11 protein-coding genes are annotated in these 14217 nt (G+C 74.0%); 5 read left to right on the forward strand and 6 right to left on the reverse strand.

Annotation, left to right across the window (positions count from 1 at the left end; translation table 11 throughout):
* The first annotated feature begins 20 nt into the window (after window positions 1-20).
* A complete protein-coding gene (locus tag ACGFZN_RS32555) occupies window positions 21-404 on the forward strand; it encodes a LysR substrate-binding domain-containing protein (RefSeq protein ID WP_393862113.1) in 384 nt (127 codons plus the stop codon).
* Window positions 405-499: 95 nt separating this feature from the next.
* Here the strand turns inward: ACGFZN_RS32555 and ACGFZN_RS32560 are convergent, their stop codons facing one another.
* Window positions 500-1207, reverse strand: a complete 708-nt coding sequence (locus ACGFZN_RS32560) for a hypothetical protein (protein WP_393862050.1) — start codon at window positions 1205-1207, stop codon at window positions 500-502.
* Between the two features lie 98 nt (window positions 1208-1305).
* On the opposite strand from ACGFZN_RS32560, the gene ACGFZN_RS32565 reads away from it, so the two are divergent.
* The gene (locus ACGFZN_RS32565) at window positions 1306-2526 is read left to right on the forward strand and encodes a metallophosphoesterase (RefSeq protein ID WP_393862051.1); all 1221 of its coding nucleotides are present in this window, start codon (window positions 1306-1308) and stop codon (window positions 2524-2526) included.
* 163 nt (window positions 2527-2689) lie between these two features.
* The gene (katG, locus tag ACGFZN_RS32570; protein ID WP_393862052.1) at window positions 2690-4882 is read left to right on the forward strand and encodes a catalase/peroxidase HPI; all 2193 of its coding nucleotides are present in this window, start codon (window positions 2690-2692) and stop codon (window positions 4880-4882) included.
* A gap of 68 nt (window positions 4883-4950) precedes the next feature.
* On the opposite strand, the gene ACGFZN_RS32575 is transcribed toward katG, so the two are convergent.
* The 5 genes from ACGFZN_RS32575 to ACGFZN_RS32595 all read right to left on the reverse strand — a co-directional run bounded on the left by ACGFZN_RS32575 (window position 4951) and on the right by ACGFZN_RS32595 (window position 12876).
* Window positions 4951-7239, reverse strand: a complete 2289-nt coding sequence (locus tag ACGFZN_RS32575; RefSeq protein WP_393862053.1) for a lantibiotic dehydratase — start codon at window positions 7237-7239, stop codon at window positions 4951-4953.
* A gap of 88 nt (window positions 7240-7327) precedes the next feature.
* Window positions 7328-7594: an acyl carrier protein gene (locus ACGFZN_RS32580; protein WP_393862054.1), complete on the reverse strand. Its 267-nt coding sequence runs from the start codon at window positions 7592-7594 to the stop codon at window positions 7328-7330.
* Between the two features lie 76 nt (window positions 7595-7670).
* The gene (locus tag ACGFZN_RS32585) at window positions 7671-8753 is read right to left on the reverse strand and encodes a threonine/serine dehydratase (RefSeq protein WP_393862055.1); all 1083 of its coding nucleotides are present in this window, start codon (window positions 8751-8753) and stop codon (window positions 7671-7673) included.
* A gap of 272 nt (window positions 8754-9025) precedes the next feature.
* Window positions 9026-10552, reverse strand: coding sequence for an amino acid adenylation domain-containing protein (locus ACGFZN_RS32590; protein ID WP_393862056.1), 1527 nt, complete (start codon window positions 10550-10552; stop codon window positions 9026-9028).
* Window positions 10552-12876 (reverse strand): lantibiotic dehydratase, encoded by a 2325-nt coding sequence (locus ACGFZN_RS32595; RefSeq protein WP_393862057.1) that lies wholly within the window; start codon window positions 12874-12876, stop codon window positions 10552-10554. Before ACGFZN_RS32595 ends, ACGFZN_RS32590 begins: the two co-directional genes overlap by 1 nt.
* A gap of 258 nt (window positions 12877-13134) precedes the next feature.
* Between ACGFZN_RS32595 and ACGFZN_RS32600 the strand changes: the two genes are divergently transcribed.
* Both ACGFZN_RS32600 and ACGFZN_RS32605 read left to right on the forward strand, forming a co-directional pair.
* Entirely contained in the window at window positions 13135-13386 is a 252-nt protein-coding gene (locus ACGFZN_RS32600; RefSeq protein ID WP_393862058.1) for an MbtH family protein, read from the forward strand.
* Entirely contained in the window at window positions 13379-14161 is a 783-nt protein-coding gene (locus tag ACGFZN_RS32605) for a 4'-phosphopantetheinyl transferase family protein (protein ID WP_393862059.1), read from the forward strand. The genes ACGFZN_RS32600 and ACGFZN_RS32605 overlap by 8 nt, the downstream gene beginning before the upstream one ends.
* The last annotated feature ends 56 nt before the right edge of the window (window positions 14162-14217 follow it).

A 14217-nucleotide genomic window follows, 5' to 3' on the forward strand; every position in this document is an offset into this window, starting at 1 on the left:
GGCGGGAGGGCGGGGCCACGATCGACACCCACGAGGCCGCGCCGCGCCTCCTCGACCGCTCGCTCGACTGGGCGATCGTGCGCCAGACCGCCCCGGTGCGCGGCATCACCGCGACCTCGCTCCTCGCCGACCGGTTCGTCGCGGACCTCGCGGGCGATCCATGGGTATGGCTGCACCGCCACATCTCGCCCGACCACCACGACGCCATGGCGGCCCTGTGCCGGACAGCCGGCTTCAGTCCCGTCCCGGCACACTGGGCGCGGTCGGTGACCTCGCAGATCGCCATGGTCGAATACGGGCTCGGCGTGACTCAGATGGCCACCGCACCGGCATCTCGTCGCAGAACCGACTGCGGCGAGCAGGCGGCTGGCCGCGGCCCCCAGGAAGGCATCGCCGAACGCTGAGCGCGTTCCCGATCACTCATCTGCTGGAGGCGTCTCACCGCGCCGCGACAGGAGCCAGTCCCTGGACCGGATTGCCCTTGAAGGAGCGAAGCCGGTCAGTGCACGCGTTCCCCGCACTCCGCCGGAAGCAGGGTGGCGCCGGGCGGCAGCTCCCCCGCATGCCGTCCCATCACCCGCAGGCATGCCTCGCGGGAGCCCTCCGCAGGCGGGTATTCGAGGGCAACCCCGTCCAGCACGGTGAAGTCACCGGCAAGGTGCAGTTCCGCCGCCTGCACGCCGTCCGGGAAACGGCCTGCCAAGGCGCCGAAGACTGCCGTGTCATTTCCGTCATCGACGCACTCTCGGATCTCGAAGCGCCAGTGCTCGGCGGCATCGGCAAGCAGCTCCCTGCCCCGCTTGCCCGACCCGCCGAGGAGAGCGGTGCGGGTTCGCAGGTGCTGGGCGATGGCGCAGCAGATCGGGACCGCTGTGCCGTAGGGCGTCGCCACCCGCGTGTACCCGGCGTGGGGATAGGACGAGAGGGCCTCGTCAAGCAGCCCCAACGCGGTGTCCCTCGCCGCCGGGTGACCCTGCTCGGCGATGCCCAGCAGCAGAGGCGCCGCAACCGCGGCCGCTGGGAACACCGCGGCACTGTGGCCGTGGACGATTCCGCCTCCGCCGAGCACCGAGCCGGCCTCGGCTGCCTGTACCAGGTTCGATGCATCCGCCAGGGCGCGCAGCCCACGGGCGGCACGAGCCGGTTCGTACCAGCCGGGAGGGCCCGGTACACCGCCCCAGTTCACGCCGTCGATCGCATCGGACACGACGGCATCCTCGCACCCGGCCGCAACAGACCTGCCCAGGGCCGACGAGAGGTCGGGATACAGTGCGCGAGACGGCAGCCCGGCCTGGGAGGGGAAGCGTGAGCGCCACCAGCAACATCCGACCCGCCGAGGGTGAAGCGCGAGCGCCGCGGCAGAGCCGGCTGCACCGCCTGATGCGCTACATCCCCCGGATCGCCCCCGTCCTGCTGTGGGCCGTGCCCTGCGGGGTGCTCCTGTACGGCGGCCAGCACTGGCCGCTGCCGGGCACGCTGTCCGGCACCGCACTGTTCGCCCTCGGCCTCATAGGTATGCCGCTCGCGATGGTGCGCGGCCACGGCCGGCGTCAGCAGGACCGGGCGGCGATCGTCGGTGACACCCTGCTGGGCACCAGCTGGGTCCTGTTCACCTGGTCCGTTCTGCTCGGTGTCCTGCTGCGGCTCGCCCTGACCGTGGCCGGCGTCGGCGAGAGTCAGGGCCGGGCCCGCATCGTCACCTGGGCCGTCCTCGGCGTCGCGGCCGTACTGCTCGCCTGGGGGTACGTCGAAGCCCGCCGCGTGCCTCGCGTGCGCCGACTCGACGTGCACCTCCCGCGGCTGGGCGCCGGGCTGGACGGCCTCCGTGTCGTCCTCATCACCGACACCCACTACGGCCCCCTCGATCGCGCCCGCTGGTCGGCAAAGGTGTGCGAGAGGGTGAACACCCTCGACGCCGACCTGGTCTGCCACACCGGTGACATCGCGGACGGCACGGCCGAACGCCGCCGCGCCCAGGCCGCGCCCCTCGGCACCGTGCGGGCCACCCGTGCCCGGGTGTACGTCACCGGCAACCACGAGTACTACAGCGAGGCCCAGGGCTGGGTCGACATGATGGACGAGCTGGGCTGGGAGCCGCTGCGCAACCGCCATCTGCTGCTCGAACGCGAAGGCGACACCCTCGTGGTCGCCGGCGTGGACGACGTCACCGCCGAGTCCTCCGGCCTGGCCGGCCACCGCGCGCACCTCGCCGGAGCCCTGAACGGCGCCGACCCCGAGCTGCCCGTCCTGCTCCTGGCCCACCAGCCCAAGTTCGTCGACCGGGCGGCAGCCGCCGGCATCGACCTCCAGCTGTCCGGCCATACGCACGGCGGCCAGATCTGGCCCTTCCACCACCTGGTCCGCATCGACCAGCCCGCCCTCGCCGGCCTCAGCCGCCACGGCACCCGCACGCTCCTCTACACCAGCCGCGGCACCGGCTTCTGGGGCCCGCCGTTCCGCGTCTTCGCCCCCAGCGAGATCACCCTGCTCGTGCTCCGCTCCCCGCACCCGCCCACCTCGCCGTAGACGCGAACCCAGGCGTTCTCCGGCATACCGCCAGGCGAATGTCGCTCGCCTTCTCTGGCATCTGTCATGCGAAGGCCTCTGCGTGTTTCATGGAGATGTGGTCTGCGGTGCGCGACCATACGGTCGCGGCACAGCACATTTCCAGACAGGAAGAAGGACGGGCATGTCCGGCAGTGAAAGCGAGAATCCGGCAATCCCTTCGCCGACGCCCACACCGACTCGGCGGCCCAGGACGAACCGGGACTGGTGGCCGAATCAACTGGACCTTCAGGTTCTCCACCAGCACTCGCCCCGAGCCAACCCGATGGGCGAGGACTTCGACTACGCGAAAGAGTTCGCGACGCTCGACGTCGACGCGCTGAAGCGCGACCTCTTCGAACTGATGAGGACATCCCAGGACTGGTGGCCAGCCGACTACGGCCACTACGGTCCGCTCTTCATCCGGATGAGCTGGCATGCCGCGGGAACGTACCGCATCGCGGACGGCCGCGGCGGTGGCGGCAGCGGCGCGCAGCGCTTCGCTCCCCTCAACAGCTGGCCGGACAACGCGAGCCTGGACAAGGCGCGCCGTCTGCTCTGGCCCGTCAAACAGAAGTACGGGAAGAAAATCTCCTGGGCCGATCTCCTGGTATTCGCCGGGAACTGCGCCATGGAATCCATGGGATTCAAGACATTCGGATTCGGATTCGGGCGCGAGGACATCTGGGAACCCGAGGAGATCTTCTGGGGCCCCGAGGACACATGGCTGGGCGATGAACGCTACAGCGGCGACAGGGAACTCACCGGTCCTTTCGCCGCCGTGCAGATGGGACTCATCTACGTCAATCCGGAGGGGCCCAACGGAAACCCCGACCCGTTGGCCGCGGCCCGGGACATCCGGGAGACGTTCGGGCGCATGGCGATGAATGACGAGGAGACGGTCGCCCTCATCGTCGGCGGCCACACCTTCGGCAAGTGCCATGGCGCGGTCGATCCCAGTTACATCGGTCCGGAGCCCGAGGCCGCGCCCATCGAGCAGCAGGGCATCGGCTGGCGGAACACCTACGGCAGCGGCACGGGCCCGCACGCGCTCACCAGTGGTCTGGAGGGTGCGTGGACCACCGCGCCGACCACGTGGGACAACGGCTACCTCGACAACCTCTACGGGTACGAGTGGGAGCTGACGAGCAGCCCCGCCGGCGCCCACCAGTGGACCCCCTCGGATCCCGCGGCCCGGGACACCGTTCCCGACGCCCATGATCCGTCGAAACGGCACGCCCCCATGATGCTGACGACGGACATCGCGCTGAAGGTGGACCCGGTCTACGGCCCGATCACGAAGCGGTTCCACGAGAGGCCGGACGAGCTCGCGGTGGCGTTCGCCAAGGCCTGGTACAAGCTGCTGCACCGTGACATGGGCCCCGTCTCACGTTACCTCGGCCCGTGGGTCCCCGAGCCGCAGCTGTGGCAGGACCCCGTCCCCGACGTCGATCACGAGCTGGTCGGGGACGCCGACATCGCTGCCCTCAAGGGCAGCATCCTCGCGTCGGGCCTTTCCGTCCCGCAGCTGGTCACCACCGCGTGGGCGTCGGCGGCCAGCTTCCGCGGCACCGACAAGCGCGGCGGGGCGAACGGAGCACGCATCCGTCTCGCGCCGCAGAAGGACTGGGAGCTCAACAACCTCCCCGAGGTGACCGAGGTACTGCGCACGCTGGAGGGCATCCAGCAGGAGTTCAACCGCTCCCAGACCGGCGGAACGCGCGTCTCGCTCGCCGACCTGATCGTCCTCGGCGGGTGCGCTGCCGTCGAGCAGGCCGCGCGGGACGCCGGGTACGACGTGACGGTTCCCTTCTCGCCGGGGCGCACGGACGCCTCGCAGGAGCAGACCGACGCGGAATCCTTTGCCGTGCTGGAGCCCAAGGCCGACGCCTTCCGCAACTACCTGCCGTCCGGGGAGAAGCTCTCGCCGGAGACGCTCATGCTGGACCGCGCCAACCTGCTGACACTGACCGCTCCCGAGATGACGGTGCTGATCGGTGGCATGCGTGCTCTCAACACCGGTTTCAAGGGGTCGCCCCACGGTGTCTTCACCCACCGGCCGGGAACGCTGACCAACGACTTCTTCGTCAACCTGCTCGACATGCGCACCGAGTGGCACGCGTCGGCCACGGAGGAGAACGTCTTCGAGGGGCGGGATCGCGCCACCGGCGAGATCAAGTGGACCGCCACCGCCGTCGACCTGATCTTCGGTGCGCACTCCCAGCTCCGAGCGATCTCGGAGGTCTACGGGTGCCATGATGCGGGAGAGAAGTTCGTACGCGACTTCGTGGCAGCGTGGGACAAGGTGATGAATCTCGACCGGTTCGACCTCGCCTGAGCCGACGTGGAAGAGCGGGATGCCGGCCGGGCGGGCTCTCCGCCCGGGCCGGCATCCCGCTGTTCGCCTCAGGAGTCGGCCGCCGTGTCGTGGGCCACGAACCGCAACTCCGCTGTGTAGAGCCGCCCTTGGTCGTCGGTGAGCCAGCTCTGTTCCGGCGTGGGCAGCATTTCGGTGATCGTGACGCGGGCCCCCGGGTCCTTGCGGGCCAGGCGGCGCAGGGCCTTGGCGAGGATGGTGACGTAGACGGGGCTGTCGAAGTCGACGTAGAAGGGGCGGGACTCGGTCGGGGAGACCACGAAGACGTAGCGGGGCAGTCCGAGTCCGGTGCGCCAGTGGCGGGCCCGGACGAAGCGCCGGGCCTCGTCCTTCTCGTCGGCGAAGCACGCGCTCGCCGCGGACGGCCGCCAGGTCTCCCGGGCGATCACCAGGCGGTCGACGGTGACCCGCGGGGTGTGCTCCGCCTGCGGCAGGACGCGCACGAGATCCATCGCCAGGGTCGTCAGGACGTGCGAGAACACGTCGACGGCCGGGAACCGGGAGCCGTCGGGGAGACGTACCACGAGGTCGCCGCCGTGCTCCTCGACCGTCGCGTCGGCGCTGCGCACGACCCGCGGACGAGCCGGGTCGGCGGTGAAGTCGGCCAGGGCCACCTGGTGGTCCTGGGGACGCACGAGGGTGTGGCGGACGCGGGCCGACAGGCGTGCCCGGTGCTCCTTGGGGATCAGCGGCATCAGACGCGGGCCCGGGTGGTCCCGGTCTGTCAGCCGGAACAGCTCCGACACGTCGGGGTGCTGGTGGGTGAACAGGGAAGCGCCCAAGGTGTTGGAGGCGACGTGGAGTTCGCCGAGTACGGCGGTGAAGTCGCCGCGCGCCACGGCCTCGGCCCCCTCGGCGGCGATCATCACGTCCGGGCTCAGATAGCGGGCCGCCGTCCAGCCGCCGGCCGAGTCGCCGAACTCGGCGCGCACGGCCGCCTCGATGTCCGACGCCCGCACGGTGACCCGGGCGGCGTCCGCCGGGGCCGCCAGGATGCGCTGCCAGCGCTCGGCGAACTCCCGCTGCAGTGCGGCGGCGGTGTCGCGGGCGGAGCCGTGCAGCACCGGCAGGCACGCGAACCAGAACGACGCCAGATCCACCGGGCCGGCGGCGGCGAGGCGGTCGTAGACGCGGCGTGTCTCCGCGGCGACGGCCTCGGCGAGCCGGGAGGTGAGCCAGCCGGCGCTGTCCATCAGCAGCCGCAGCGGGCGCAGCGCGTCGAGCACGGCCGGGCCGAGCCGGGCGGTGGCGGATCTGCGGGTGTCGGAGTACACCAGCGCCCGGCAGGGTGCGGTGGACTCGGACTTCTCCCGGACCGCCGCGGTGGCGGTGAGGGCGGTGAACTCCTTCTCCAGCGCCTCCATCGCCTCGACCAGGCCGCCCGCGTCCCGGGCGGCCGCCACCCGTTCCCGAGCCCGCTCCAGCCTGTCCAGCGCGGCCAGCCCCCGCCGTCGCGGGCCGCTCGCGCCGACCGCCTCCAGCCAGGCCCGCAGCGCCCGGTCCGGATGGGTGCAGGCCGGGACCTCCAGCCGCCACACCACCCAGCGGCGGGCCACCAGGTCGGCCAGGACGGCGGGCACGTCGACACCGGGGAGTTCCTCCGCGATGCCGCGGGCGGGCCGGACGCCGTCGCAGCGGGCGATGACGGCCGCGGCGTCCGCGGACACGGGCACCGGGCGCCGGCCCGGCACCCGGACCCGGTCCCCCTCGACGGCGACGAACGGCACGCGGCGCGGGGCGACCCACTCGCGCAGGGCGGGGTCGCCGTCCAGGGTCCGCGCCAGGGCGTCGATGCCCCAGCTCGCCCAGTACACCGTCGATTTCTCCGTCAGTCCCCGGCCGGGGTCGACGACGAGGCCCTGCACCGCCGAGTCCCAGCGGCCCCAGCCGACCGGTCCGAAGAAGCCGATGGTGTCGTTCTTCACGCAGAACCGCTGCCAGTAGTGCGCGACCAGTTCCTCACGCTGCCGGGGCATGCTGCTGCGGCTGTCCGCGCTCGGCGTCCAGCGCAGGAACGGCGCGATGCCGGAGCTGAGCACCGGCCGGTTCTGCCAGGCCACCGCCTCCCGGAAGGCCGGGGTGCGGGCGATGTCCTGGAGGGTGTGCGCGGTCTCCACGGCGGCGTCCGCGAAGAGCCGTGTGAAGTCCTCCCAGTCCTCGCCCTGGAGGAGGTCGTAGACGGCGAACTTGTCGGCAGCCTGGGCCAGTCCGGCAGGGGCCAGGCGCAGCACGCCGTCGGCGGGGAAGCCCGGCCCGCGCAGGGCGAACTGCTCCCACAGCCGCCAGCGGCCCAGGGACGGCACGAAGTCTTCGGTCATGGCACGGCTCTCCTCGGGTGGCGCGGGTGGACGGCGGGGACGGAGGCGGGCAGGTGCGGGCGGGCGCGGTCGCGGTTCGCGGGCCCGGTCAGGCGGTGCCGTAGTCCGCGTCGACGACCTCGGCCAGCTCGCGCGGGGTGGGGTAGGCGAAGACCAGCGAGACCGGGACGTCCGCGCCGAGCAGTTCCTGCAGGCGGCCGGTGATCTGGAAGGCGGTGAGCGAGTCGCCGCCCGCCTCGTAGAAGTCGGTCTCGCAGGTCAGCTCGGGCAGGCGCAGCACGTCCCGGAAGATGCCGACGAGCAGATCGACGGTGTCGGTGGTGGGGGCGGCGGCGGTGGCGGCGTTCGGGGTCATGTCCGTGCTCCTTCGGTGATGTGGTGGGTGTCTGTCGCAGACGGTCGGGGTGCGGGTGGCCGCGGTGGACGGCGTGTCAGCCGCTGACGGTGATGCCGTCGCCCTCCGCGGGCGTCCGCGTGCGGTGCGGGGCGTGCAGACGGGCGGGGGTGTTGCCGCCCGAGACGATGGCCACGGCGCGTTCACGGCGGCCGGCGCTCAGCGCTCCGGCCAGGGCGACCGCTCCGCTCGGTTCGGCGTCGATGCCGTGGCGGTGCAGCAGGGCCGCGGCGGCGAGGATGTCCTCGTCGTCGACGGCGATCAGCTCGTCGACGCGGTCGCGGATGATCGGGTAGGGGACGGTTCCGGGGCGCTGGCCGCGCAGCCCGTCGGCCACGGTCGTGCTGGGCGGCAGCTGCACGGGCCGGCCGGCGGCCAGGGAGCGGGCGTAGCGCGGGGTGCGGGACGGTTCCACGCCGACCACCCGGACCGGATGGTGCCGGGCCGCGAGGCAGACGCCCGCGAGGAGCCCGCCGCCGCCCGTGGGCACATAGACGGTCTCGGTGTCGGGCGCGTCGGCCAGCAGTTCGATGCCGACCGTGCCCGCGCCGGCGACCACCAGCGGGTGGTCGGACGACGGGACGAACACCGCGTCCTGTTCGGCCGCCAGGGCGCGGGCGCGCTCCTCGCGCTCGGCCACTCCCCCGCCGACCTGCACGGTCTGTGCGCCGAGGGCCCGGATGGCGGCGGCCTTCGCCGGTGCCGCTCCGGCCGCGAGAACCACGGTGAGCCGGATGCCGAGCGAGCGTGCCAGCCGGGCCAGCGCGATCGCGTGGTTCCCGGAGGATCCGGTGACGACCCGGTCGGCGCCCAGGGCGAGTACGGCATTGGCGGCGCCGCGCATCTTGAACGAGCCGCCACGTTGCAGGTGTTCGGCCTTCAGCAGCAGTCCGGGGCCGAGCGCGTGCACCGCCGGGCCGTGGAGCAGGGGCGTGCGGACGACGTGGGGGGCGATGCGGGCGGCGGCGTCCCACAGGTCGGCGACGACGGGTCCCGGTCCGGGAACACCGGCTTCCGGCCCGGCGGCGGCCACCGCACGGGAAGCACCGGACGCCGGCAGACCACCGGCAGGCCGCCTGCCGCCCGCCCCGGGCTCCGGCTTCGCCTCGACGACCGTCACCAGGCGGGATACGGCCGACCGCGGCGGCGCGGACGACGGAGCGGCACCACCCGACCCCAACCCCGCCGCCGGCCCACGGCCCTCGGACTCCTGCCCCACCGCCGTCACCGAGCCACACGCCGCCGACCGCAGCGACGCGGACGACGGAGCGGCACCCCCCGGCGTCAAGCCGGCCGCGGGCCCGCGGCCGTCGGACTGCGGCCCTGCGGACGGCTGCGGTGGCGCGGGGGCGGGCCGCGGGTTCGTGGCGGTGTGGTGCAGGTCGAGGGCGGTCATGCGGTGCTCCTCGTGGCAAGCAGCCGGCGGTCCGTCTTGCCGCCGCGCGTCGTGGGCAGGGCGTCCAGCCGCAGGAACCGGCGCGGCATCAGGTGGGGCGGCAGGGTCCGGGCCAGGTGGGCGCGCAGCGCGGCGTCGGACGTGCCGGCCAGGTCGCCGGTGAGGTGGGCGAGCAGGTGCACGCGTCCCCGGTCGTCGGTGTGCGCGGTCACCACCGCGCCGGTCACGCCGGGGTGGGCCAGCAGGGCGCCCTCGACCTCCGCGGGGTCCACTCGGTAGCCGCGGATCTTGACCTGCCGGTCGGTGCGGCCGGCGTAGTGCAGTCCCCCGGGCCCCCACCAGCCGAGGTCGCCGGTCCGGTACAGGCGGGCCCCAGGCGGCCCGTAGGGGTCCGGCACGAAGCACTCGGCGGTGCGGGCGGGGCGTCCGCCGTAGCCGCGGGCCACGCCCACTCCCCCGATGTAGACCTCGCCGACCGTGCCGTCGGGGACCGGGGCCAGGTCCGCGTCGAGCACGCGGACCACGGCGCCGGTGCGGGGGGTGCCCACGAGGTCGGCGGAGGGGTCCGGCGGGACGGGCACGCTGTGCCGGGTGGTGGTCATCGTGCACTCGGTGGGGCCGTACTGGTTGACGAGCCGGCCCGGCACCAGCGTGCGTCCGCCGGCGGCGAGGAACGGCCGCAGGGACTCGCCGCTGGAGGCGACCAGGCCGACACCGGCCAGCGGATCGGTGAGCCGCGGCTGTGCCGCGAGGTGGGACAGGAAGGAGGGAGTGACGCTGAGCAGTGCCGTCACGCGGTGCTCGCGGACGGTGCGGGCGAACTCCTCGGGGCGCAGCAGCCGGGCGCGGTCCACGATCACCAGTCGGGCCCCGGCCAGCAGCGGTACGAAGGTGTCCCGGATCGAGGCGTCGTAGCCGAGCGGCGCCGTCTGCAGGGCCACCGTGTCCGGGCCGAGGCCGAACGCCTCGGCGGTGTCGCGGAGATAGGCGTCGAGGGCGCCGTGTTCGACCAGGACGGCGCTGGGCCGGCCGGTGCTGCCGGAGGTGTGGCTGACGTAGGCGAGGGCGCGGGGGTGGACCGGCCCCGGCGAGGGTCCCTCCGCGCTTGCGGGCCGGTCCGGCGGGGCGGCGAGAGGGTCTGCGGCCGGGGGCCGGTCCAGCAGGATCGCCGGGAGGCCGAGGTCCAGGGCGGGGGCCAGGGCCGCGCTGGTCAGCAGCAGGCGGGCGTCGGCGCTCTCGGTGAAGGCGGCGAGCCGGTCGCGGGGCTGGCCGACGTCCAGGGTGAGGAAGGCGGCGCCGCAGCGCAGCACCGCCGCCATGGCCGCGACGGCGTCGGTGCCGTGCTCGACGGCCACGGCGCAGACCGTCTCGGGTCCGGCGCCGTGCGCCCGCAGCCGGCGGGCGATCTCCTCGATGCGGGCGGCGAGCCGGCCGTACGTCACCTCGCCGTGCGGGGTGCTGAGCGCGACGCGGTCGGGGTGCCGGGCGGCGTGTGCGGCGATGTCGTCGGCGATCGTGCGCATCACGCGTCCCCTTCCGCGGTGACGGTCTGGTCGACGGCGACGAAGCGGAGTTCGGAGGTGTAGCGGCGTCCCTCGTCGTCGGTGAGCCAGGCCTGTTCGGGGGTGGGCAGCATCTCGCTGACCTTGAGCCGGGCCTCGGGGTCCTTGCGGGCGAGCCGGCGGGCTGCCTTGGCGAGGATGGTGACGTAGACGGGGCTGTCGAAGTCGACGTAGAAGGGGCGGGGTTCGGTCGGCGAGACCACGAAGACGAAGCGGGGCAGTTCGTGCCGGCGCTGCCAGTGCCGGGCGCGGACGAAACGGGTGGCCTCCGCCTTCTCGTCGGCGAAGTCGAGCCCGGCGACCGGCAGGTGCCAGGTCTCGCGGGCGACGATCATCCGGTCCACGGTGATGCGCGGGGTGTGGACGCCCTCGGGGCGGAGGGTGAAGCGGTCCATGACGCGCTGGGTGAGGGTGTTGGCGTAGACGTCGAGCAGGTCGTAGCCGGTGCCGTCGGGCAGGATCGCGGTCAGCCGGCCGTCCCGGTCCTCGACGGTCACGTCGGCGCCGAGCACGGTGCGCGGGCGGTGCGGGTCGCCGGTCTGGTCGACGAGGGCCACGTAGTGGTCCTCGGGCCGGTCCAGCGAGGGCCTGCTGCGGGTGGACCACTTCAGGGGCAGCTCCTTGGGCAGCATGGGCAGCAGGCGCGGGCCGGGGAAGTCGCGGCTGGTCTCGGCGAGCAGCGCGTCGCGGTCGGGGTGCTGGTGCACGAACAGGGAGGCCCCCATCGTGTTGAGGGCGCAGTGCATCTCACCGAGGACGAGCCGGACGTCGCCGCGGGCCAGTGCGGTCTCGTCGTCGGCGATCACCAGCAGGTCGGGGCTGATGTACCGGGCCAGCGACCAGCCGTCGCCCGGCTCGTCGAACTCGCGGCGCACCCGCTCGGCCAGGTCGGCCGTGGACAGCCGGACCCGCCGCACGCCGGCCGGGAGGTCCAGCACGCGGGCCCACTTGGCGCGCAGTTCAACCTGGACGGCGTCGATGAGGTCGCCCGCGTCGGGGTGCGGTGACGGCAGGGTGTGCAGCCAGAGCGTGCCGAGGTCCACCGGTTCGCCGGTGGCGCGCAGCCGGTTGTACGCGGTGCGCAGGCGCACCCGGATGGCGTCGGCGAAGCGGTTGGTCATCCAGCGGGCGGCCGTCAGGCACAGCTGGAGGGGCTCGAGGTGGGCGAGCAGCCCGGTGCCGGCCGTGGCGGTCGCCGCCCGCCGGGCGTCGCAGTACACCAGTCCCCGGCAGGGCGCGGTGCGTTCGCCCTTGGCCCGCTGCGCCTCGCTGTCGGTGAGCGCCGCGAAGTCGGCCTCCAGCGCTCCGATCGCGGCGGTCAGGGCGGCGGCGTCGGTCCCGGCGGCGCGTACCGCGTCCCGGCCGCGTTCCAGCACGGCGAGCCGGTCCAGTGCCCGGGTGCGGGCGGCGGTGTCCGGGACGCGTTCGAGGATGCGGCGCAAGGCGCGGTCGGGGTGGGTGGCGGCGGGCACCTCGAGGCGCCACTGCACCCAGCGGCGGGCCACCAGGTCGCGTACGACGCGGGTCACCTCCTGTGCGGGCAGGCCCAGTTCGGCGGCGACGGCGTCGGGGTGCCGGGTGCCGTCGCACAACTCGAGGACGGCCAGTTCGGTGGCGCCGACCGGCTGGGCGGGACGCCCGGGGATCCGGACGGCGCCGTCGGCGCAGCGCACGAAGGACACGCGGCGCGGCGGGATCCAGCGCATCAGCTCGGGGTCCTCGGCGAGGACCTTGGCGAGGGCGTCGATGGCCCAGCCGGAGAAGTACACCTCCTGCGCGGCGAGGAAGCCGCGACCGGGGTCCACGGCGACCGCTGCCGGCGCGGACAGGTCCCAGCGGCCCCAGCCGACCGGCCCGAAGAAGCCGATGGTGTCGTTCTTCACGCAGAACCGCTGCCAGTAGTGCGCGACCAGTTCCTCACGCTGGCGAGGCATGCTGCTGCGGCTGTCCGCGCTCGGCGTCCAGCGCAGGAACGGCGCGATGCCGGTGCGCAGCACGGCCGGGTTCTGCCAGGCGAGGGCGGCCTGGAAGCGGGGTTGGGCGGCGATCTGCTGCAGGTGGCGGGCGGTGTGGACGGCGGCCGTGGCGAGGTCGTCGGCGAAGGCCTGCCACTCGGGCCCGGACAGCTCGGCGTCGGGGCCGAACTTGTCGGCGGCCTCGGCCAGTCCGGGCGGCGCCAGGCGCAGCACGCCGTCGGCGGGGAAACCGGGGCCGCGCAGCGCGAACTGCTCCCACAGCCGCCAGCCTCCGCCCGGCAGCAGGACAGGTGCGTGCTGGTCCGACATCGCGTGCTCCTTCCGAAACGGGGGTGCGCGGGCATCGCGCGGCTGGACCGGGCGGCGGGCTCCGCCAGGGGTGCCGGGCGCCCCGCGACCGGACAGCACGGTCCCGCGCCGCGCTCACCGCCCACCAGGGAAGTTCCGGCAGCAACGCGCGCCCCCGGTTCGGCGCGTTCGTCCCTGACCGGGGGCGCCGGTGGCGGGCACGCTGACCTCGTCGGCCCCTGACCTGCGGCCGGCCCCATCACCTGCGGGAGGTTCACCGTGACACACACCGATTCCGCGACCGGCGCGGGCGGCGAGGAGGTCCGCCCGGGTACCGACGAGGTGTACCTCGTGGTGCGCAACGACGAGGAGCAGTACTCGATCTGGCGGGCGGACCGCGAGCTGCCGGCCGGCTGGCACCCGGAGGGCCGGCGCGGCACCCGGCAGGAGTGCCTGGACCACATCGACGTGGTCTGGACGGACATGCGCCCGCTCAGCCTGCGCCGTCGGCTGGCCGGGGCCGATGTCTGACTCCCGCCCGGGTCCGCTGCTCGCCCGGCCGGCGCACGCCCCGCCGTCGGCGCCGCCGCCCGGGCCGCTGTGCCCGGCCGTGATGGACCTGTCCGTGCCGCACTTCGGCGCCCGCTCGCCGTGCCCGCGGGCGCCCCTGCGGCCGGTGGAGCTGTACCTGGCGGAGGTGGGACGGCAGGACCGCGGCGGACTGCGGCGGGCGCAGGAGTTGCTCGACGCGCAGGAGCGGGCGCGGGCCGACGCCTTCCACCGGTCCCGGGACCGCGACGCGTACGTGATCGCGCACGCGGCCCTGCGTGGCGTGCTGAGCCTGCTGCTGGGCGTGCCCGCCGACGCGCTGCCGCTGGTGCGTGAGCCGTGCGCGGGCTGCGGCGGTCCGCACGGCCGGCCCGCGCTGCGTACCTCCGGGGTGCACTTCTCGCTGTCGCACAGCGGGGATCTGGTGATGGTGGCGCTCGCCCCGATCCCCGTCGGCGTCGACGTGGAGGGGCTGGCCACCACGCAGGCGGTGCTCGACGCCCAGTCCGCCCTGCACCCGGTGGAGGGGCGGGAGCTGGCGCTGCTGCCCGCGCACGAACGCGCGGCGGCGTTCACCCGGACCTGGGTGCGCAAGGAGGCCTACCTCAAGGGTCTGGGCACCGGGCTGGTGCGTGATCCGGCGCTGGACTACGTCGGCACCGGGGCGCTGCCGGCGGCGCCGGACCCGCGGTGGACCCTGCGGGACGTCCTCGTCCCGGCGGGATACGCGGCGGCGGTGGCCCTGCGGACAGGGTGAGGGCCGCACAGCAGGAGCGGGGACCGGCCGGACGGCCGGTCCCCGCTCCGCGTGTG

Source organism: Streptomyces sp. NPDC048192 (genome assembly GCF_043202415.1).
In the GTDB taxonomy this organism is placed as follows: domain Bacteria; phylum Actinomycetota; class Actinomycetes; order Streptomycetales; family Streptomycetaceae; genus Streptomyces.

Coding starts and splice junctions, on each gene's coding strand:
- ACGFZN_RS32590 (WP_393862056.1), bottom strand. CDS start 10,552: ATGCGCACGATCGCCGACGACATCGCCGCACACGCCGCCCGGCACCCC.
- ACGFZN_RS32575 (WP_393862053.1), bottom strand. CDS start 7,239: ATGACCGAAGACTTCGTGCCGTCCCTGGGCCGCTGGCGGCTGTGGGAG.
- ACGFZN_RS32580 (WP_393862054.1), bottom strand. CDS start 7,594: ATGACCCCGAACGCCGCCACCGCCGCCGCCCCCACCACCGACACCGTC.
- ACGFZN_RS32605 (WP_393862059.1), top strand. CDS start 13,379: ATGTCTGACTCCCGCCCGGGTCCGCTGCTCGCCCGGCCGGCGCACGCC.
- katG (WP_393862052.1), top strand. CDS start 2,690: ATGTCCGGCAGTGAAAGCGAGAATCCGGCAATCCCTTCGCCGACGCCC.
- ACGFZN_RS32595 (WP_393862057.1), bottom strand. CDS start 12,876: ATGTCGGACCAGCACGCACCTGTCCTGCTGCCGGGCGGAGGCTGGCGG.